Genomic DNA, 20,917 nt, shown 5'->3' on the forward strand with positions numbered 1-20,917 from the left:
GCCCCAGCGAGCGGGCCGCACGTAGGAGCAAGCCTTTTTGGTTACTTTTTCGGCGTCTGGAAAAAGTGACCCGCCGTAAGGGCGGAACCGTAATCAGCCACACCCGCAGCAACGGATATACACAGAGAAAACTGACAGCGCCGACAGCTAGCCGTCACCCTCCTGACCCCCAAACAAGTTTATAAAGACCCTAACCCTGCCCAAAATCCGTCCGGCGCCCACCCCGCATGCGAATCCAAAAGAACAAAGCCCTGCTCGCCACCCTATTGATCGTCCTCGCAGGCGCAGGTCTGTGGTACGCCCTGAAACCCGCCCCCACCAAACTCGCCACCCCCACAGCAATCCCCGTGCGAGTCATAGCGGTCAGCGAAAAAGACGTCCCCCGCTACACCAGTGGCATCGGCTCCGTACTCTCATTACACAGCGTCGTAGTGCGCCCACAAATAGACGGCATCCTCACCAGAATCCTCGTCAAAGAAGGCCAACTCGTCAAAGCAGGCGACCTGCTAGCCACCATCGACGACCGCTCCATCCGCGCCAGCCTCGACCAGGCCCGCGCCCAACTGGGCGAAAGCCAGGCGCAACTGCAAGTCGCCCTGGTCAACCTCAAGCGCTACAAGTTGCTCACCGTCGACGACGGCATCTCGAAACAGACCTACGACCAGCAACAAGCCTTGGTCAACCAGTTGAAGGCCACCGCCCAAGGCAACCAGGCCTCTATTGATGCGGCACAAGTACAACTTTCCTACACGCAGATCCGCTCCCCGGTTACCGGTCGCGTCGGTATTCGTACCGTCGACGAAGGCAACTTCCTGCGCATGACCGACACCGCCGGCCTGTTCACCGTCACCCAGATCGACCCGATCGCCGTCGAGTTTTCGCTGCCGCAGCAAATGCTGCCGACCCTGCAAGGCCTGATCAGCGATCCGCAACGCGCCCAGGTCAAGGCCTACATCGGCGCCGACACCGATGGCGAAACCGGCAACCTGCTCGGCGAAGGTCACCTGACCCTGATCGACAACCAGATCAACGCCAACACCGGCACCATCCGCGCCAAGGCCGAATTCGACAACGCCAGCCAGAAGCTCTGGCCCGGCTTCCTGGTCACGGTAAAAATTCAGACAGCCCTCGACAAAGATGCGCTGGTGGTTCCGCCCACCGTCGTACAACGTGGTCTCGACCAACACTTCGTTTACCGAGTCAATGGCGACAAGGTTGAAGCCGTGCAAGTGCAGATGGTTTACCAAGGCAGCGGCCAGGACATCATCAAAGGCGTGAAGGCCGGCGATGTACTGGTCACCGACGGCCAATCACGCCTTAAACCGGGTTCCACGGTGCAAGTCATGACCGAACCGGCGCAGGTGGTGCAAGCGGAGCCGAAACCATGAAGGCGCACAAAGGCGTCTCCACGTGGTGCATCGATCACCCGGTCGCAACCATTCTGCTGACCATCGCCCTGGTGCTGGTCGGCGCCATTGCCTTCCCGCGCCTGCCAATCGCCCCACTGCCGGAAGCGGAGTTCCCTACAATCCAGGTCTCCGCGCAGTTGCCCGGCGCCAGCCCCGACACCATGGCCTCGTCCGTGGCCACGCCGCTGGAGGTGCAATTCAGCGCCATCCCCGGCATGACCCAGATGACGTCGAGCAGCGCACTGGGCTCAAGCCTGCTGACCCTGCAATTCACCCTCGATAAAAGCATCGACACTGCTGCGCAAGAAGTCCAAGCGGCGATCAACACCGCCGCCGGCAAACTGCCCAAGGACATGCCGACGCTGCCAACCTGGAAGAAGGTCAACCCGGCCGACAGCCCGGTGCTGATCCTCAGTGTCAGCTCGACGCAAATGCCCGGCACCGAACTCAGCGATCTGGTGGAAACCCTGCTCTCGCGTCAGATCAGTCAGATCGACGGCGTAGGACAAATCAACATCACCGGTCAGCAACGTCCGGCGATTCGCGTGCAAGCCTCGGCGGACAAACTCGCGGCGATCGGCCTGACCCTCGCCGACATTCGTCTGGCGATCCAGCAGACCAGCCTCAACCTGGCCAAAGGTGCGCTGTACGGCGAATCGAGCATTTCGACGCTGTCGACCAACGACCAGTTGTTCCACCCCGAGGACTACAGCCAACTCATCGTTTCCTACAAGGATGGCGCGCCGGTTCACCTGCGCGATGTCGCCAAAGTCGTCAACGGTTCGGAAGATGCCTACGTGCAAGCGTGGGCCGGTGATCAACCCGGGGTGAACCTGGTGATCTCGCGCCAGCCCGGCGCCAACATCGTCGAAACCGTCGACCGCATTCAAGCCGCCCTGCCCGGCCTCGAAGCGATGTTGCCGGCCTCGGTGCAAGTGAAAACCCTGATCGACCGTACCCAGACCATTCGCGCATCCCTGCATGAAGTCGAGATCACCCTGTTGATTGCGATCATGTTGGTAGTCGCGGTGATGGCGCTGTTCCTGCGTCAGTTGTCGGCGACCCTGATTGTCTCGGCGGTGCTCGGCGTATCGCTGATCGCCAGTTTCGCCCTGATGTATATCCTCGGTTTCAGCCTGAACAACCTGACGCTGGTGGCGATCGTGGTGGCCGTGGGGTTTGTGGTCGACGATGCCATCGTCGTGGTGGAGAACATCCACCGGCATCTGGAGGCCGGCGACGACATGCGCGAAGCGGCCATCAAGGGTGCAGGCGAGATCGGTTTCACCGTGGTCTCGATCAGTTTCTCGCTGGTGGCGGCGTTTATTCCGCTGCTGTTCATGGGCGGTGTGGTCGGGCGACTGTTCAAGGAATTCGCCCTGACTGCGACCTCGACCATCATGATTTCCGTGGTGGTCTCGCTGACTCTGGCGCCGACGCTGGCGGCGCTGTTCATGCGCAAACCGGTGCATCACGCCCACGCCAAACCGGGCTTCAGCGAACGCTTGCTCGGCTGGTACGAGAAAGGCCTGCGTCGCGCCCTCGCCCATCAGAAATTGATGATCGGCGTGTTCGGTTTATCGCTGGCCATGGCCATCGGTGGTTACATCTTTATCCCCAAAGGTTTCTTCCCGGTGCAGGACACCGGTTTCGTCCTCGGCACCACCGAAGCGGCTGCGGATATCTCCTACGGCGACATGGTGAAAAAACACCTGGCGATGGCCGAAATCGTCGCCGCCGATCCGGCCGTGCAGGCGTTTTCCCACTCGGTCGGCGTGTCCGGCAGCAACCAGACCATCGCCAACGGCCGCTTCTGGATCGCTTTGAAGAAACGCGGCGACCGTGACGTCAGCGCCAGCCAGTTTATCGACCGCATCCGTCCGCAACTGATGAAAGTCCCCGGCATCGTGCTGTACCTGCGCGCCGGCCAGGACATCAACCTCAGTTCCGGCCCGAGCCGCGCGCAATATCAATACGTGCTCAAGAGTAATGACGGCGCGACCCTCGCCACATGGACGCAGCGCCTCACCGAAAAACTGCGCAGCAACCCGGCGTTCCGCGACATTTCCAACGACCTGCAACTGGGCGGCAGCATCACCCACATCAGCATCGACCGCAGCGCCGCGGCCCGTTTCGGCCTGACCGCGAGCGACGTCGACGAGGCGCTGTACGACGCCTTCGGCCAACGCCAGATCAACGAATTCCAGACTCAGGTCAACCAGTACAACGTGATTCTGGAACTGGATACCAAGCAGCGCGGCAAAGCGGAAAGCCTGAATTATTTCTACCTGCGCTCGCCGCTGAGTGGCGAGATGGTGCCGCTGTCGGCGCTGGCCAAATTCGATGCGCCGACCATCGGCCCGTTGTCGATTGCCCATGACGGCATGTTCCCCGCCGCCAACCTGTCGTTCAACCTCGCGCCCGGCGTGGCGTTGGGCGACGCGGTGATTCTGCTCAATCAGGCCAAGGCCGAGATCGGCATGCCGACGGCGATCAGTGGCAATTTCCAGGGCGCGGCGCAGGCGTTCCAGAGTTCGCTGGCCAGTCAGCCATGGCTGATTCTCGCGGCGCTGGTGGCGGTGTACATCATTCTCGGTGTGCTTTATGAAAGCTTCGTGCATCCGCTGACGATCATTTCGACATTGCCGGCGGCAGGTTTGGGTGCGGTGATCATGCTGTGGATCTGCGGCCAGGACTTTTCGATCATGGCGTTGATCGGCCTGGTGTTGCTGATCGGTATCGTCAAGAAGAACGGCATCCTGATGATCGACTTCGCGCTCGAAGCGCAGCGCCATCGAGGCTTGTCGCCACAGGAGGCGATTTTCGAGGCGTGCATCACGCGGTTCCGGCCGATCATCATGACCACCCTCGCCGCCCTGCTCGGCGCCCTGCCGCTGATGCTCGGCTACGGCACCGGCGCCGAACTGCGCCAGCCGCTGGGCATCGCCGTAGTCGGCGGTTTGCTGGTCAGCCAGATGCTGACGTTGTTTACCACTCCAGTCATATACTTGTGGCTTGAGCGGCTGTTCCATCGGCCTAAGCCCGCGCCTTTACCAGCGCTAGCAACCACAGACTGAGGCGGGTCATGCGCGTTCTGATTATCGAAGACGAGGAAAAAACCGCGGACTATCTGCACCGCGGTCTGACGGAACAGGGATACACCGTGGATCTGGCTCGCGACGGCGTCGAAGGCCTGCATCTGGCGCTGGAAAGCGACTACGCGGTGATCGTCCTCGACGTCATGTTGCCGGGCCTCGATGGCTTCGGCGTACTGCGCGCATTGCGTGCGCGCAAGCAGACCCCGGTGATCATGCTCACCGCCCGCGAGCGCGTCGAAGACCGCATCAAAGGCCTGCGCGACGGTGCCGACGATTACCTCGGCAAACCGTTTTCCTTCCTTGAACTCGTCGCGCGCCTGCAAGCGCTGACCCGACGCAGTGGCGGCCATGAACCGGTGCAAGTTAGCATCGCCGACCTGTGGATAGATTTGATCAGCCGCAAGGCGACCCGCGCCGGCACGCGGCTTGATCTGACCGCCAAAGAGTTTTCGCTGCTCAGCGTGCTGGCTCGCCGGCAAGGTGAAATCCTTTCGAAAACCGCCATCGCCGAGATGGTCTGGGACATCAATTTCGACAGTGACGCCAACGTCGTCGAAGTGGCGATCAAACGCCTGCGCGCCAAGCTCGACGGGCCGTTCGACGAGAAACTGCTGCACACCATTCGCGGCATGGGTTATGTGCTGGAGAGCCGTGGTGTCCAGTAACTCGATCGCGCTGCGCTTGAGCGGGATGTTCACGCTGGTGGCGTTAGTGGTGTTTCTGTTGATCGGCGGCGCGTTGTATCAACAGGTCGACAAAGGCCTGGGATTGCTCCCGGAAGCCGAGCTGGATGCGCGTTACAGCGTGCTCGAATCGGCGCTCAATCGCTTCGGTACTCCGGAGCACTGGGTGAAGATCAACGCCAAGTTGAAACTGCTTGGCGAAGAGGACAAACGCATTCGTTTCTGGGTGGTCAGCGGCGATCCGGGTTATGAATACGGTCAGCCAGATGCGACGATTCGCGCGTTCGCCCAAGGCCCGCTGGGCATGCATGACCTGCAGTTGCCCGACCATCCTTATCCGCTGAAAGTGTTGCTCACCGAGTTGCCGGCCAAGGATCAGCGCCCACCGCTGCGCTTCATGATCGGCATTGATACCGAGACGTTTCATGAGACTCAGCACAATCTGCTGATCGCACTGATCGGACTGGCGATTGTTGGTGTGCTGATGGCGTCGGCGCTGGGTTATTGGGTGGCGCGGATCGGCCTCAAGCCACTGATCAAACTGTCCCACGAAGCGCAACGCCTGGCACCACCGCTGCGGGCCGGGCGCTTGCGTTTGTCACCGCTGCCACCGGAACTTGAGCAATTTGTCGATTCGTTCAACTCGACGCTGGAACGGGTCGAGCAGGCCTACTCGCGGCTGGAATCGTTCAACGCCGACGTCGCCCACGAGCTGCGTTCGCCGCTGACCAATCTGATCGGCCAGACCCAAGTGGCGCTGACCCGTGGGCGCTCTGCCGAACACTATTTCGAAGTGCTGCAATCCAATCTCGAAGAGCTGGAGCGGCTGCGCTCGATCATCAATGACATGCTGTTTCTCGCCAGTGCCGATCAGGGCAACAAGGCGACCAAACTCACGTCCACTTCGCTCGCGGACGAGGTGGCGACGACATTGGAATATCTGGATTTCATCCTTGAAGACGCGCAGGTTGAAGTGCATGTCAGCGGTGATGCGTTGGTGCAGATCGAGGTCGCGCATTTGCGCCGGGCGTTGATCAATTTGCTGAGCAACGCGGTGCAGCACACCGGGGCGGGTCAGGTGATAGAGGTGCGCATTGAGGTTGAAGAGCATCAGGTGAGTATCGGTGTGGCCAACCCCGGTTCGCCAATTGCCAGCGAGCATTTGCCACGCTTGTTCGAGCGCTTTTATCGGGTCGATGCATCGCGCAGTAACAGCGGCAATAACCATGGGTTGGGACTGGCGATCGTCAAGGCGATTGCTCTGATGCATGGCGGGGATGTGTTTGTGCGCAGTGATCGGGGGATGAATACCTTCGGGATTTATTTGCCGGTCTGATCCTCCTCCACTGATCATTCCCACGCTCCGCGTGGGAATGCAGCCCGGGACGCTCCGCGTCCCTTCCAAAGCCGAACGCGGAGCGTCCGATGAGGCATTCCCACGCAGAGCGTGGGAACGATCGGAAGCCCCCGATCTGCTCCCTTTCCCCCTCGCCCCCCTGGGGGAGAGGGCTGGGGTGAGGGGGTTGCTCTTGGCCGCACCGCGATCTTCGACTTTTACCTCCTGCGCAACAGTCATTTATGAAAATCACGCTGTTTCCCAACGCCCGGCAACCTTATCTTTGCCCGCACCAAACAGCACTCGCCAAGCGAGAAGGTTTTCAAGATGTCCAACAGTATGGGTATTGCCAGCGTTTTCGTTTTGTCCTCATTGATCCTGTCGCCGATGGCGATGGCTGAAGAATCCCACGCGTTCGTGGCGCAGAATTCTGCCCGCGCTCAGGCGTATGACCAGCATCAGGCAGAAATGATGGCCAAGGCCAAAGACGCCACGCAGGCCCCTCAGGCTGCAACTTCCCAGGCTCAATCGCTGGAAAAAGACAGCTGAGTCGCGCACCGCACCGTTTCCCTCGACGCGGTTGTTTGGCTCTTCCCGTTCAACCGTCGTCATTCCAGGCCGCTGCCTTCAGCGGCCTTTTTTCGTTGTGGTCTGAAAGCCGTTTGGTTCGTCTGTAACAACAAGAAACATCGAGCGCCTCAAGATATAGAGGCGCCAGTTGACCCAAGGAGCTCCATTGCACGTGCGTTACCCAGTCCGCTTCACCCCGTTGTTCATTGCAATTGCCGCAACGATTGCCCCCGCCGCTCACGCTGAAGAACCTGCGAAAGAAGGTTTCGTCGAAGGTTCGAGCCTCAACCTCAACGCCCGCAACTACTACATGAATCGCAACCGCTTGCAGAAAGCGGACGACAACATTGAGTGGGGCCAAGGGTTTCTCGGGGTCTTCCAGTCGGGTTACACCGAAGGCACGCTCGGTTTCGGCATCGATGCTCACGCCATGCTCGGGCTGAAGCTCGACGGTGGCGGCGGCACGGACGGGTCGAGCATCTTGCCGGTCCGAGAGAATGGCGGCAAAGCGCCGGGGGCGTTTTCCACGGCGGGCGGCACGCTGAAAATGCGTGCGTTCGATACCGAATTGAAGGCCGGTGACCTGTTCCTCACCAACCCGGTCATCGCTGGCGGTGAAACGCGCATGCTGCCGCAGACTTTCCGTGGTGTGAGCCTGAGCAACCACAGCTTCGACGGCTGGTTGATCGAAGGTGGCCAGGCCAGTTTCACCAAACCGTACAACCAAAGCGGTCACACACGCATTGGCACTTCGTATGGAACACTGGCTGATGGTGATGAGAGTCAGCACCTGAACTGGGCCGGCGTGGCGTGGAGCGGTGTCGAGGGCCTGACCAGCAGCCTGTATGCCTCTGAGCTCAAGGACATCTGGAACCAGTACTACTACGACCTCGACTACACCTGGCAGTTGAACGATCTGGTCAGCCTCAACCCGGGCCTGCATTTCTATCACACGCAAGACACCGGCGATGCGCTGCTCGGCAACATCGACAACAACACCTACAGCTTGCACTTCACCGTCGGCGTGGGTAGCCACAGCGTTACCGCCGCGTATCAGCGAGTCAACGGCAACACGCCTTTCGATTACATCAGCCAGGGCGACAGCGTTTACCTCGACAACTCCCAGCAGTACTCCGATTTCAACGGCCCGAACGAGCGCTCGTGGAAGCTCAAATACGCTTATGACTTCGCCGGTGTCGGCATGCCGGGACTGACCTCGTCGGTCTCCTACTCGCGCGGAACAGTAGACTTGACCAAGGTCGACCCCGACAGCAAAGGCTATTCCAACTGGTACAGCGCCGATGGCCGCAACGCCAAACACTGGGAGCGCGACCTCGACTTGAAGTACGTGGTGCAGAGCGGTCAGGCCAAAGATCTGGCAGTGCACCTGCAATGGGCAACCAACCGCGGCGGCAACGGCTACGGTGTGATCGATTCGGATACAGATGAGTACCGCGTCATCATCGACTACCCGATCAACGTTTTCTAAGATCGGCGCTAAGCTGACTGCAGACTGACTCCGATAGCTCAAGCAATGACCCAACCTGTGGGAGCGAGCTCGCTCCCACAGGTATTTTGTGTCAAGCGCTTCGGTGGTGTTGTGCAACTACGCTTATAAGACTCTCCCAACCGACAACCCAATCATGATCGCGAGCCGTACCCCACCCGTTGCGGGCAAGACCGGACGCCCCGAGCTGCTGCTGATCTGCGGCAGTTCGCTGACCGTGATCGCGATTTTGTGCATCGTCACGTTCCTGCTGATTCGTGAGCACGCCAATGCTCAGGAATCGGCCACCCGCAGCGCTACCACCATCGCGCAACTGATCGACGCCGATGTGCTGCGCACGGTTGAGCTGTACGACCTGACCTTGCAGGGCCTGATCGCTGCCGCCCAACGCGATGATCTGCAAACTGTCTCACCGCAGATCCGTCATCTGGCGCTGTTCGACCGCTCCACCACGGCACGCTTCAAGGGCGACATTCTGCTGCTCGACCAGCACGGAAATGTGATTGCCGACTCTTCGCGGGTCGAGCCAAAACCGGGCAACTTCGCCGACCGCGATTACTTCCTCGCCCACGCGTTCAACCGCGACACCGGCATGTTTATCAGCCGCCCGTTCAAGACCCGTTGCGACTGCGATGAGGCCAACCAGTGGCGGATCAGCTTCAGTCGACGGATCTCCACGCAAACCGGCGAGTTTGCCGGTGTGGCCGTGGCGTCGATGAAACTCGACTACTTCGACCAATTGTTCAACAGCCTCGACATCGGCAAGGGCAGCACGCTGAACATTATCGACAATGACGGTGTTCTGCTGGCGCAGAAGCCCTACCTGCAAAGCGACTCCATCGGCAAGAGCTTCGGCAACCGGCCTAATGTGATCAGGATCCTGCGCGACAAGGACGGCAATGGCAGTTTCAACAGTGTTTCGAGCATCGATCATCAACAGCGTCTCTATACCTACTCACGGGTCGGCAATCTGCCGCTGACGGTGATGGTCGCGCTGTCCAGCGATGAAGTGTTCGGCACTTGGCGGCGCACCGCGATGTTGATCAGCGGCGCCACGGGGGTACTGTGCGCGGGGTTGTTGTGGCTGACCTGGCTGCTGGCGCGCGAATTGCGTTTGCGCCAACGGGCCGAACGGGAACTGGCGCAACTGGCCGCCACTGATGCGCTGACCGGTGTAGCCAATCGTCGGATGCTCGATCAAGCATTGCGTCACGAGTGGTTCCGCGCCCAGCGCTCGGGCAAGCCGATGTCGGTGATGATGATCGATGCCGATCACTTCAAGGCATTCAATGACCGGCATGGGCATCAGGCTGGGGATCAGGCACTGAAGACGCTGGCCCGTGTCATCACTGAAAATGTCCGGCGACCGGCGGATCTGGTCGCGCGTTATGGCGGCGAGGAGTTCTCGGTGATTCTCGCCGAGACTGATAGCCACGGTGCGCAGCAGATTGCCGAGCACATTCGTCTGGCGGTGGAACAGTTACCGTTGGTCGACGGGGCTGAGCGGCCAATGACGGTGAGTATTGGCATTGCGACGTGGACAGCGGCGAGTGAAATGACCCTTGAGCAGTTGCTGTTTGTGGCGGACAAGGCGTTGTATCAGGCCAAGGAAAGGGGGCGCAATCGGGTGGTGGTGGCTGCCTGATAAGTGTGTTGCCTGGACTGGCCCTATCGCTGGCAAGCCAGCTCCCACAGGTATATTTGGTGGATTGGAATCCTGTGTCTCACCCCGGAAACTGTGGGAGCTGGCTTGCCAGCGATAGGGCCGGATCAGGCACTAGAGAAACCACAGGCATAAAAAAAGGCCATCCGAGGATGGCCTTCAAAAAACTAGAGAGGTTTTTTACTTACACCGCCGCAACCGGGCGCATGTAAGAGATGGGTGCGGTACTGGCGTCTTCGAACGTCACTACTTCCCAAGCATCTGTTTGCTCAATCAACTTGCGCAACAGCTGGTTGTTCAGTGCATGACCGGACTTGAAGCCTTTGAACTCACCAATCAGGCTGTTACCCAGCAGGTACAGGTCGCCAATGGCATCGAGGATCTTGTGCTTCACGAATTCGTCTTCATAGCGAAGGCCGTCTTCGTTCAACACGCCATCAGCATCGACCACGATTGCGTTTTCAACGCTGCCGCCGAGTGCGAGGTTGTGCTTGCGCAGGTACTCGATATCACTCATGAAACCAAAGGTGCGGGCGCGGCTGACTTCTTTTACGAACGAAGTGCTGGAAAAATCCACGCTTGCACTTTGGGTGCGGTCCCGGAATACCGGGTGATCGAAATCGATCTCGAAGCTCACCTTGAACCCTTCGAAAGGGACGAAAGTGGCGCGCTTGTCGCCGTCTTCCACTGTCACTTCACGCAGGATGCGGATGAATTTCTTGGCGGCGTCCTGTTCTTCCAGGCCTGCCGATTGAATCAGGAATACGAAAGGTCCAGCGCTGCCATCCATGATCGGGACTTCGGACGCGGAGAGCTCGACGTAGGCGTTATCGATGCCCAGGCCAGCCATGGCCGAGAGCAAGTGCTCTACCGTGTCCACTTTCACGTCGCCGTTAATCAGCGTCGTCGACATAGTGGTTTCACCGACGTTTTCCGCGCGGGCAGGAATCTGCACCACAGGGTCGAGGTCAGCGCGACAAAACACAATGCCAGTGTCGACAGGCGCAGGCTTGAGGGTCAGATAGACCTTCTCACCGGAGTGCAGGCCTACACCTGTGGCACGGATAATATTTTTCAGTGTGCGTTGTTTAATCATGGCTTGGGCCGCTTCAGCGCAAATTGCGAACTGGTATCAACAAAGGCTGGCGATGATAGCAGACCATGCCTTTGCTGAACACCAATCACCTTCATAGCCCTGATACATTCCATCAATCGGCCTGACGACGCAGGAAAGCCGGGATGTCCAGGTAGTCCAGATCATCTTGCGGATTCATCTTCGCGGCAGCCGCAGCACCGGCCTGAGCCTGGTTGCGCATGACGGTCGGACGGTCCAGATCACGGTAGTTGACCGCTGGCGCTTCCTGACGGGCCGCAGCCGGTTGTTGCACCTGGGCGGAAGCCATGGAGGTGTGAACGGTGTTGTCGATGACCTTGACAGGCTTCTCGATTTTCGCGCCCAGACCAGTGGCAACCACAGTTACATGCAGCTCGTCGCGCATGTCCGGATCGATAACGGTACCGACCTTGACCATCGCGTGCTCGGAAGCGAAGGCCTCGATGATGCTACCCACGTCGGAGTACTCACCCAGGGACAGGTCAGGACCGGCAGTGATGTTCACCAGGATGCCGCGTGCGCCTTGCAGGTTCACGTCTTCCAGCAGCGGGTTGCGGATCGCCGCTTCAGTGGCTTCACGTGCACGGTTCGGACCGCTGGCGCAGCCAGTGCCCATCATCGCCATGCCCATTTCGCTCATCACGGTACGTACGTCGGCGAAGTCGACGTTGATCATGCCCGGACGCTTGATGATGTCGGAGATACCGCGAACGGCACCGGCCAGTACATCGTCTGCCTTGGCGAAAGCCGACAGGAGGCTGGCGTCTTTACCGAGGATGGTCAGCAGCTTCTCGTTGGGAATGGTGATCAACGAGTCGACGCTTTCGGAGAGCATGCGGATGCCTTCATCGGCGATCTGCATACGCTTGCGGCCTTCGAACGGGAACGGACGCGTTACGACTGCAACGGTCAGAATGCCCATTTCCTTGGCCACTTCGGCGATGATCGGCGCAGCACCGGTACCGGTACCGCCGCCCATGCCAGTGGTGATGAACACCATGTTGGTGCCCTGCAGGACTTCGGCAATGCGCTCACGGTCTTCGAGAGCGGCCTGACGACCTACTTCAGGGTTGGCGCCAGCGCCCAGACCTTTGGTCACGCCGGTGCCCAGTTGCAGAATGGTGCGCGCGCCGATGTTTTTCAGCGCTTGAGCATCAGTGTTGGCGCAGATGAATTCAACGCCTTCGATGTTGCTCTTGACCATGTGATTGACAGCGTTGCCGCCGCCACCGCCAACACCGATAACTTTGATTACCGGGCTTGCGGGGATGTTGTCTACGAGTTCGAACATTTTCCCTCTCCTTACATTCTCTAGTTTTTTCGCCTACTGCTTTTTTGTTGCGGTGTTGCGGTAAAGCTTTAGAAGTTGCCTTGAACCCACTTCTTCAATCGGTCCAGCAACGGCGCCTGTGGCTCCTCGTTGCTGTAGCTGTCGCGACTGCCGATGCCGGAGAACGAAACCCCGTCGGACTGCTTTTGCAGGCCGTACATCAACAAGCCAACGCCAGTGGAATAAATCGGGTTGCGCACCACGTCATCCAGGCCTTTCACACCGTGCGGCACACCGAGGCGTACCGGCATGTGGAAGATTTCTTCGGCCAGTTCAGTGGCGCCTTCCATCTTCGAAGTACCACCGGTGAGGACGATGCCGGCCGGGATCAGGTCTTCGTAGCCGCTGCGACGCAGCTCGGCCTGAATCAGCGTGAACAGCTCGTCGTAACGCGGCTCGACTACTTCGGCCAGGGCCTGACGCGACAGTTCGCGCGGTGGACGGTCGCCAACGCTTGGCACCTTGATGGTTTCACCGGCGCCGGCCAGTTTCGCCAGGGCGCAGGCGTAGCGAATCTTGATTTCTTCGGCGTACTGGGTCGGGGTGCGCAACGCCATGGCGATGTCGTTGGTCACCTGGTCACCGGCAATCGGGATCACTGCGGTGTGACGGATCGCGCCTTCGGTGAAGATCGCGATGTCGGTGGTGCCGCCGCCGATGTCGACCAGGCACACGCCCAGCTCTTTCTCGTCGTCGGTCAGCACCGAGTAGGCCGAAGCCAGTTGCTCGAGAATGATGTCGTCGATTTCCAGACCGCAGCGACGCACGCATTTTTCAATGTTCTGTGCGGCGTTGACGGCGCAGGTGACCACGTGAACCTTGGCTTCCAGACGCACGCCGGACATGCCCAGTGGCTCGCGAACGCCTTCCTGGTTATCGATCACGTAATCCTGCGGCAGGGTGTGCAGCACACGCTGGTCAGCCGGGATCGCCACAGCCTGAGCAGCGTCGAGCACGCGCTCAAGGTCAGCCGAGCTGACTTCACGATCGCGGATCGCGACGATGCCGTGGGAGTTCAGGCTGCGGATGTGATTGCCGGCCACGCCGACGAACGCCGAGTGAATGCGGCAGCCCGCCATCAGTTGGGCTTCTTCGATCGCGCGCTGGATCGATTGCACGGTGGACTCGATGTTGACCACCACGCCCTTCTTCAGGCCACGGGACGGATGGGTACCGATCCCGACGATTTCCAGCGTGCCGTCGTCGGAGACCTCGCCGACCAGCGCCACCACTTTGGAGGTGCCGATATCGAGACCGACGATCATTTTGCCGCTTTGCACGTTTGCCATGGGTCCTGCCTCTTCTTAATTCTTTGCGACAGCGGGTTGGGCTGTCGTCGGCGCTACTGGTTCCCGCCAGCCAACAGCGAGGCCGTTGGCGTAGCGCAGATCGATGCGCGCAATGTTCGTAATCTGGTCTTTAAGCGTCTTGTCATAGATGGCGATAAAGCGGCGCATCTTTTCCACCAGGTTGCCGCGTCCCAGCAGCAACTCGATGCCGGGGCCGGAACTGCCGGCACCGGTGGTCAGGAACCAACTCCCGCGTTCACGCAATTCCAGGCGTGCAATCGAGAAGCCCAACGGCCGCAGCATCTGGCTCAGCACCTGATACTGCTGCATCACTTGCTGCTGGGCCCGTTGTGGGCCGAACAGCTGTGGCAGATGTTCGTAGTTCGCCAGCTCCTTGGGCGTAAACGCCTGGCCCTGGTTATTGAGCAACGACTCGTCACCCCAACGCGCCACCGGCAGTTGCTCTTCGAGGCGGATCACCACCTGGTCCGGCCACACCCGACGTACTTCGGCGTGGGCGATCCACGGCATCTGCTCAAGCTCGGTGCGCATGCCGGCCAAGTCGATGGTGAAGAAGCTCGACGCCACGTACGGAGCGATCCGCTGCTGCACCGCTTGCTGGCTGATGTAGCTCAGGTCGCCCTGCACGGCGATCTTGGTGATCGGCCGGTCGGCGTACGGCAGCAAACGCTGCGCGCCTTCGTACGTACCAAAGCCCAGCGCGACCAACAGCACTGGCCAGAACAGACTTTTCAGAAAGCTGAAATTGGCTTTCGGCAGGCGCGCGGACATCGGCTCTTTCGCCACCATGCGGCTGGCACCCCGCGGCACCGGCTTGCGGCCGGGTGCGGGAGGCTGATGTCTGAGCTGAGCGCCTTGCATCGTCTTAACCTCTAGCGTCTTCAACACTGGCGGCCAGAATGGCCAGAACCAGTTGCTGGAAATCCAGACCGGCCGCACGCGCGGCCATCGGTACCAGACTGTGATCGGTCATGCCCGGTGCGGTGTTCACTTCGAGGAACCAGAACTGCCCGTCGGCGTCCTGCATCACGTCCGCCCGGCCCCAACCGGCAATACCCAGCGCCTCACTGGCCTTGGCCGTGAGATCCATGAGTTCTTGTTCCTTGGCGGCATCCAGCCCGCACGGAATGCGGTACTGGGTATCGTTGGCGATGTACTTGGCGTCGTAGTCGTAGAACGTGTGCGGTGTACCCAGGGCAATTGGCGGCAACACCTGGTCACGCAGGGTGGCGATGGTGAACTCCGGACCTTGAATCCATTGCTCAACCAAGACTTGCGAATCGTAGGTACTGGCCGCTTTCCATGCGTCGATCAACTCGGACGCAGAACTCACTTTGGCCATCCCGATACTTGAACCTTCATGCGCCGGTTTGACGATCAAAGGGAAGCCCAGTTCCGTCGCTGCCGAAATACAATCGGCTTCGCTGCACAGCACGGCATGACGCGGCGTCGGAATCCCGAGGCTGTGCCAGACCTGCTTGGTGCGCAATTTGTCCATCGCCAGTGCCGAAGCCAGAATGCCGCTGCCGGTGTACGGAATACCCGCCACTTCGAGCAGGCCCTGCATGGAGCCGTCTTCACCGCCACGGCCGTGAAGAATGATGAAGGCGCGGTCGATCTTTTCGCTGAGCAGACGTTGCAGAATGTCGTCGCCAACGTCGATGCCGAACGCGTCCACGCCAGCGCTTTGCAGGGCGTCGAGCACGGCGTTACCGGATTTCAGCGACACCTCACGCTCGGCACTCAGGCCGCCAAAGAGCACGGCAACGCGGCCGAAGTCTTTCGGCGCGATCGTGGAAAACAGCTTGGCGTAGGCAGCAGTCATTTCAACTTCCCCTCGACCGACGCCGCCACGGCGCCAGCGAACAATTCACTTTTCAACAGCTTCGGCGCGAGACCGCCGATATCACCGGCGCCCTGGCACAGCAGGATGTCGCCGGCGCGCAACAGCGGCTTGACCAGCGGTGCCAGATCAACGCCACGCTCGATGTAGATCGGGTCGAGCTGACCGCGCTGGCGGATGCTGTTGCACAGCTTGCGGCTGTCGGCGCCCGGGATCGGCTCTTCGCCGGCCGGATAGACTTCCATCAGCAGCAGCACGTTGGCATCGGCCAATACATTGACGAAGTCGTCGTACAGATCGCGGGTGCGGCTGTAGCGATGCGGCTGGTAGACCATCACCAGACGACGCTCCGGCCAGCCACCGCGTACGGCTTTGATCACTGCGGCGACTTCGGTCGGGTGGTGACCGTAGTCATCGACCAGCATCACATTGCCGCCGTCCACCGGCAGTTCCCCGTAGACCTGGAAGCGTCGACCGACACCCTGGAAACCCGACAGGCCCTGAACGATGGCTTCATCGCTGACGCCTTCGTCGGTGGCGATGCAAATGGTCGCCAGCGAATTGAGCACGTTGTGATTGCCGGGCATGTTCACCGACACGTCCAGCGGTTCACGGTCCGGGCGCAGCACGGTGAAGAACGTCTGCATGCCCTGCTGGCGAATATTGATCGCGCGCACGTCAGCGTCTTCGCTGAAGCCGTAGGTCACGGTCGGACGTTTCACCAGCGGCAGAATTTCACGCACCACCGGATCGTCCAGGCACATCACCGCCAAACCGTAGAACGGCAGGTTGTGCAGGAACTCGACGAAGGTTTTCTTCAGTTTGTTGAAGTCGCCGTCGTAGGTCGCCATGTGGTCGGCGTCGATGTTGGTGACCACGGCCACCAGCGGTTGCAGGTGCAGGAAACTCGCATCGCTTTCATCGGCTTCGGCGATCAGGTAACGGCTGGTGCCGAGCTGGGCATTGGTGCCCGCGGCATTCAGACGACCACCGATAACGAACGTCGGGTCCAGACCACCGGCAGCGAACACCGAAGCGATCAGGCTGGTGGTGGTGGTTTTGCCGTGGGTACCGGCGACGGCAATGCCGTGGCGATAGCGCATCAGCTCGGCGAGCATTTCGGCACGCGGCACCACCGGGATACGACGCTCAAGCGCGTTCGCCACTTCCGGGTTCGAGGTGTTTACAGCGCTCGACACCACCAGCACATCGGCAGCAGCGGCGTTCTCGGCACGGTGGCCGATAAAAATGTGCGCGCCGAACGATTCCAGACGTTCGGTGACCGGCGAAGCTTTCAGGTCGGAACCGGACACTTCATAGCCCAGGTTCAACAACACTTCGGCAATTCCGCACATGCCCACGCCGCCGATACCGACGAAGTGGATGCGACGGATGCGGCGCATTTCCGGTTGTGGCATGGCTTTCTGATTCTCAACCATGGGCCACCTCCAGACAGGTATCGACCACGCTACGGGTGGCATCGGGTTTCGCCAGACGGCGGGCCGCTTGGGCCATATCTTCGAGTCGTTGCGGTTGCATCAAGACCTCTGTCAGGCGCGCGGCAAGGTCCGCGGCACCAGTCGTTCTTTGCGGCATCAGGAAGGCAGCGCCTTCGCGGGCCAAATAATCGGCGTTGCGGGTCTGGTGATCGTCGATTGCGTGGGGCAAAGGCACCAGCATCGAGGGCAGACCGGCGGCAGCCAGCTCACTGATGGTCAACGCACCTGCACGGCACACCACCAGGTCAGCCCAGCCATAGGCCTGGGCCATGTCTTTGATGAACGGCTGCACCTGCGCATCGACGCCGGCGGCGCGGTAGCGCTCTGCAGTCACTTCATCGTGGTTTTTGCCGGCCTGATGAAACACTTCCGGACGCAAGTCGGCAGCGACTTGGGCCAGGGCTTCAGGCAGCAATTTGTTCAACGGTTCTGCGCCCAGGCTTCCGCCAAGGATCAGCAAACGCGCTTTGCGCCCTGCCAGAGCAGGTCGCGATGTGTCGAGGAACAGCTCGCTGCGCACCGGGTTGCCGGTGGTACGGCGGGTGTCCGACAGAGTAAAGGTGTCGGGGAACGCTTCACACACCCGGGCGGCGAACGGCACCAGCAACCGATTGGCGGTGCCGGCCACGGCGTTCTGCTCGTGAACGATCACCGGCACACCGGCCAGTTTTGCGGCGAGGCCACCGGGGCCAGTCACATAACCACCGAAGCCAACCACGCACACCGGCTTCAAGCGACGAATGATCGCCCGTGCCTGCCACACCGATTTGAGCAGCATGAACGGCGCCTTGAGCAGCGAGAGCTTGCCCTTGCCGCGCAGGCCGGTAGCGTTGATCCGGTGCAGTTCCAGCCCTGCGGCCGGGACCAGTTCGTTCTCGATCCCGCGTGGTGTGCCGAGCCAGTGCACGGTGTAGCCGCGCGCCTGAAACTCGCGGGCACAGGCCAGCGCCGGGAACACGTGGCCGCCGGTGCCGCCGGCCATGATCAATACGTTAGCGCCCATGATTCGGCTCCTCGGCGAAGTCGCTCTCATGGAATTCCATCTCTTCACTGCCCAGGTGGGTTCGACTCTCCCACTCGATCCTCAGCAACAAGCCGAGGCAGGCGCAGCAGATCACCAACGAACTGCCGCCGTAACTGAGGAACGGCAAGGTCAGACCCTTGGTTGGCAGCAGGCCGACGTTCACCCCGATGTTGATCAGGAACTGACCAATCCACAGGAACGACAGACCGTAAGCCACATAAGCGGCGAAGAACTGTTTGGCTTTCTCTGCCCACAGGCCGATGTACATGCCGCGAATACACACGAACACGAACAGTGCGACGGTGCACAGCGAACCAACGGCGCCGAGCTCTTCAGCCAGTACCGAGAACACGAAGTCGGTGTGCGCTTCCGGCAGGTAGAACTGCTTCTGCACGCTGTTGCCCAGACCCACGCCCAGCCACTCACCGCGACCGAAGGCGATCAAGGCTTGCGACAATTGATAACCGGCGCCGAACTGGTCAGCCCACGGGTCAGCGAAGTTGGTCAGACGCGCCATGCGATACGGCTGCATCTGAATCAACAGGACCACGGCCCCAACCGCCAACACCACCATCAGCGAGAAACGGAACAGCCCGACTCCGCCGAGGAACAGCATCGCCGCCGCTGCGCCCATCATCACCACGGTGGCACCGAAGTCCGGCTCCATCAGCAACAGACCCGCCATCGGCAGCAGCACGATGAACGGCTTGAAGAAGCCCATCCAGCTCTCGCGCACTTCTTTCTGGCGGCGCACCAGATAACCGGCGAGGTAGATCACCACGAACACCTTGGCGATTTCCGACGGCTGCACGTTGAAGAAGCTGAAACCGATCCAGCGCATCGAACCGTTCACTTCGCGCCCGATGCCCGGGATGATCACCATCACCAGCAAACCGAACGCACCGATCAGCATCAACCAGCCAAGACGTTGCCAGGTGGCGATCGGAATCATCATGGTGACGATGCACGCGCCCAGGCCCAGCACCACATAAATAAGGTGGCGAATCATGTAATACAGCGGGCTGCCCGACTGCGCGGCTGCCACTTCAGTGGACGCCGAGGCGATCATGATCAAACCGAGACCGAGCAACGCCAGGCAACCGGCGAGCATCGGGAAGTCGAGGTCGATGCCGCGCCCGGTGATGATCGGCGACGGATACGGTTTGATGATATTGCGCAGGCTCATGCCAATTCCTCCACAGCGCGGACGAACTGGTGACCACGGTCTTCGTAATTCTTGAACATGTCGAAACTGGCGCAGGCCGGCGACAGCAACACCACGTCACCCGGTTGGGCGGCGGCGCGGCATTGCGCGACGGCGTCGACCAGCGAGGTCGCGCGAATCAGCGGCACGGCATCACCGATGGCTTCGCCGATCTTGTCGGAGTCGCGGCCCAACAGGATCACGGCGCGGCAATTCGCTGCCACCGGATCACGCAGATCGTTGAATTCGGCACCCTTGCCATCGCCGCCGGCGATCAGGATGACCTTGCCGTTGATGTCCGCGCCCAAGCCTTCGATGGCGGCCAGTGCGGCGCCAACGTTGGTCGCTTTGGAATCGTTGTAGTAAGCGACGCCGTCGAGATCACGCACCCACTGGCAACGGTGTTCGAGACCGGCGAAGTTGCGCAGCGCCGCGAGCATCGCATCGAACGGCAGGCCCACGGCATGACCCAGCGCCAGCGCCGCAAGGGCGTTGGACTGGTTGTGTGCGCCGCGAATCTTCAGCTCACGCACCGGCAGCAGGTTCTGGAATTCGAAGGCCAGGTATTTCTCGCCATCTTCTTCGCGGATACCGAATGCCTTGAAATCCGGCTTGGTCAGGCCGAAGGTCCAGCATGGCTGACCCTCGCCCATCAACGGACGACTCAGCGCATCCTGACGGTTGACCACGAACTGCTTCGCCCCCCGGAAGATCCGGTGCTTGGCCAAATGGTACGCCGGCAGACCGCTGTAGCGATCCATGTGGTCTTCGCTGATGTTCAGCACGGTGGCCACTTCAGCATTGAGCTGGTCGGTGGTTTCCAGCTGGAAACTCGACAGTTCCATCACGTACAGCTCGACGTCGTCGCTGAGCAGGTCCAGCGCCGGAGTACCGAGGTTGCCGCCGACGGCGACGCGTTTGCCCGCCGCAGCCGCCATCTCGCCGACCAGGGTGGTGACGGTGCTTTTCGCGTTGGAACCGCTGATGGCCACGATCGGCGCCTGCGCGTTACGCGCGAACAGCTCGATGTCGCCGGACAGTTTCACGCCACGGGCCGCAGCGGCTTGCAGGGCCGGGGTCGCCAGCGCCAGGCCGGGGCTCACGTAGAGCTCGTCGGCACGGCACAGGAATTCGACGTCCAGCTCGCCACAACGCACTTCCACGTGCGGATAGTCACGCTTGAGCGTGGCCAGTTCCGGTGGATTTTCCCGCGTGTCCGCCACGGCAAACGACGTGCCCCGGTTCGCCAGGAAGCGAACCAGGGACATGCCGCTCTTGCCGAGGCCGACAACGATGCGGAAGTGGTCAGAAGCGATCAGAGACACTC

Annotated in this window: 16 protein-coding genes; 7 read left to right on the forward strand and 9 right to left on the reverse strand. The window is 60.6% G+C overall.

Annotated elements, in window-relative coordinates; translation table 11 throughout:
* Window positions 1-227 precede the first annotated feature (227 nt).
* The 7 genes from WA225_RS04050 to WA225_RS04080 all read left to right on the forward strand — a co-directional run bounded on the left by WA225_RS04050 (window position 228) and on the right by WA225_RS04080 (window position 10,248).
* Entirely contained in the window at window positions 228-1,388 is a 1,161-nt protein-coding gene (locus tag WA225_RS04050) for an efflux RND transporter periplasmic adaptor subunit (protein WP_422606965.1), read from the forward strand.
* Window positions 1,385-4,486, forward strand: a complete 3,102-nt coding sequence (locus tag WA225_RS04055) for a multidrug efflux RND transporter permease subunit (protein ID WP_422606966.1) — start codon at window positions 1,385-1,387, stop codon at window positions 4,484-4,486. The genes WA225_RS04050 and WA225_RS04055 overlap by 4 nt, the downstream gene beginning before the upstream one ends.
* 8 nt (window positions 4,487-4,494) lie before the next feature.
* Window positions 4,495-5,172: a heavy metal response regulator transcription factor gene (locus WA225_RS04060; RefSeq protein ID WP_007916978.1), complete on the forward strand. Its 678-nt coding sequence runs from the start codon at window positions 4,495-4,497 to the stop codon at window positions 5,170-5,172.
* Window positions 5,162-6,526 (forward strand): heavy metal sensor histidine kinase, encoded by a 1,365-nt coding sequence (locus WA225_RS04065; protein WP_422606967.1) that lies wholly within the window; start codon window positions 5,162-5,164, stop codon window positions 6,524-6,526. The genes WA225_RS04060 and WA225_RS04065 overlap by 11 nt, the downstream gene beginning before the upstream one ends.
* Before the next feature lie 327 nt (window positions 6,527-6,853).
* Window positions 6,854-7,075 (forward strand): hypothetical protein, encoded by a 222-nt coding sequence (locus WA225_RS04070; RefSeq protein ID WP_422606968.1) that lies wholly within the window; start codon window positions 6,854-6,856, stop codon window positions 7,073-7,075.
* Window positions 7,076-7,268: 193 nt separating this feature from the next.
* Window positions 7,269-8,585 (forward strand): OprD family porin, encoded by a 1,317-nt coding sequence (locus WA225_RS04075; protein WP_422606969.1) that lies wholly within the window; start codon window positions 7,269-7,271, stop codon window positions 8,583-8,585.
* Between the two features lie 154 nt (window positions 8,586-8,739).
* Window positions 8,740-10,248, forward strand: a complete 1,509-nt coding sequence (locus WA225_RS04080; protein ID WP_422606970.1) for a sensor domain-containing diguanylate cyclase — start codon at window positions 8,740-8,742, stop codon at window positions 10,246-10,248.
* A gap of 202 nt (window positions 10,249-10,450) precedes the next feature.
* Here the strand turns inward: WA225_RS04080 and lpxC are convergent, their stop codons facing one another.
* The 9 genes from lpxC to murD all read right to left on the reverse strand — a co-directional run bounded on the left by lpxC (window position 10,451) and on the right by murD (window position 20,915).
* Entirely contained in the window at window positions 10,451-11,362 is a 912-nt protein-coding gene (gene lpxC / locus WA225_RS04085) for a UDP-3-O-acyl-N-acetylglucosamine deacetylase (RefSeq protein WP_007916984.1), read from the reverse strand.
* Window positions 11,363-11,474: 112 nt separating this feature from the next.
* Window positions 11,475-12,671 (reverse strand): cell division protein FtsZ, encoded by a 1,197-nt coding sequence (ftsZ, locus tag WA225_RS04090; RefSeq protein WP_007916986.1) that lies wholly within the window; start codon window positions 12,669-12,671, stop codon window positions 11,475-11,477.
* 68 nt (window positions 12,672-12,739) lie between these two features.
* Complete coding sequence (gene ftsA / locus WA225_RS04095; protein WP_064120500.1) at window positions 12,740-13,999, reverse strand: cell division protein FtsA; 1,260 nt, start codon at window positions 13,997-13,999, stop codon at window positions 12,740-12,742.
* Window positions 14,000-14,014: 15 nt separating this feature from the next.
* Window positions 14,015-14,881: a cell division protein FtsQ/DivIB gene (locus WA225_RS04100; RefSeq protein ID WP_422606971.1), complete on the reverse strand. Its 867-nt coding sequence runs from the start codon at window positions 14,879-14,881 to the stop codon at window positions 14,015-14,017.
* A gap of 4 nt (window positions 14,882-14,885) precedes the next feature.
* Window positions 14,886-15,845 (reverse strand): D-alanine--D-alanine ligase, encoded by a 960-nt coding sequence (locus WA225_RS04105; protein ID WP_242206793.1) that lies wholly within the window; start codon window positions 15,843-15,845, stop codon window positions 14,886-14,888.
* A complete protein-coding gene (murC, locus tag WA225_RS04110; RefSeq protein ID WP_016987574.1) occupies window positions 15,842-17,302 on the reverse strand; it encodes a UDP-N-acetylmuramate--L-alanine ligase in 1,461 nt (486 codons plus the stop codon). The genes WA225_RS04105 and murC overlap by 4 nt, the downstream gene beginning before the upstream one ends.
* Window positions 17,295-18,365: an undecaprenyldiphospho-muramoylpentapeptide beta-N-acetylglucosaminyltransferase gene (gene murG / locus WA225_RS04115; protein ID WP_064392864.1), complete on the reverse strand. Its 1,071-nt coding sequence runs from the start codon at window positions 18,363-18,365 to the stop codon at window positions 17,295-17,297. The genes murC and murG overlap by 8 nt, the downstream gene beginning before the upstream one ends.
* Entirely contained in the window at window positions 18,355-19,572 is a 1,218-nt protein-coding gene (ftsW, locus tag WA225_RS04120; RefSeq protein WP_007916996.1) for a putative lipid II flippase FtsW, read from the reverse strand. The genes murG and ftsW overlap by 11 nt, the downstream gene beginning before the upstream one ends.
* Entirely contained in the window at window positions 19,569-20,915 is a 1,347-nt protein-coding gene (gene murD / locus WA225_RS04125) for a UDP-N-acetylmuramoyl-L-alanine--D-glutamate ligase (protein ID WP_422606972.1), read from the reverse strand. The genes ftsW and murD overlap by 4 nt, the downstream gene beginning before the upstream one ends.
* Window positions 20,916-20,917: the final 2 nt, after the last annotated feature.

It is taken from the genome of Pseudomonas sp. (assembly GCF_049300855.1).
Classification (GTDB): domain Bacteria; phylum Pseudomonadota; class Gammaproteobacteria; order Pseudomonadales; family Pseudomonadaceae; genus Aquipseudomonas.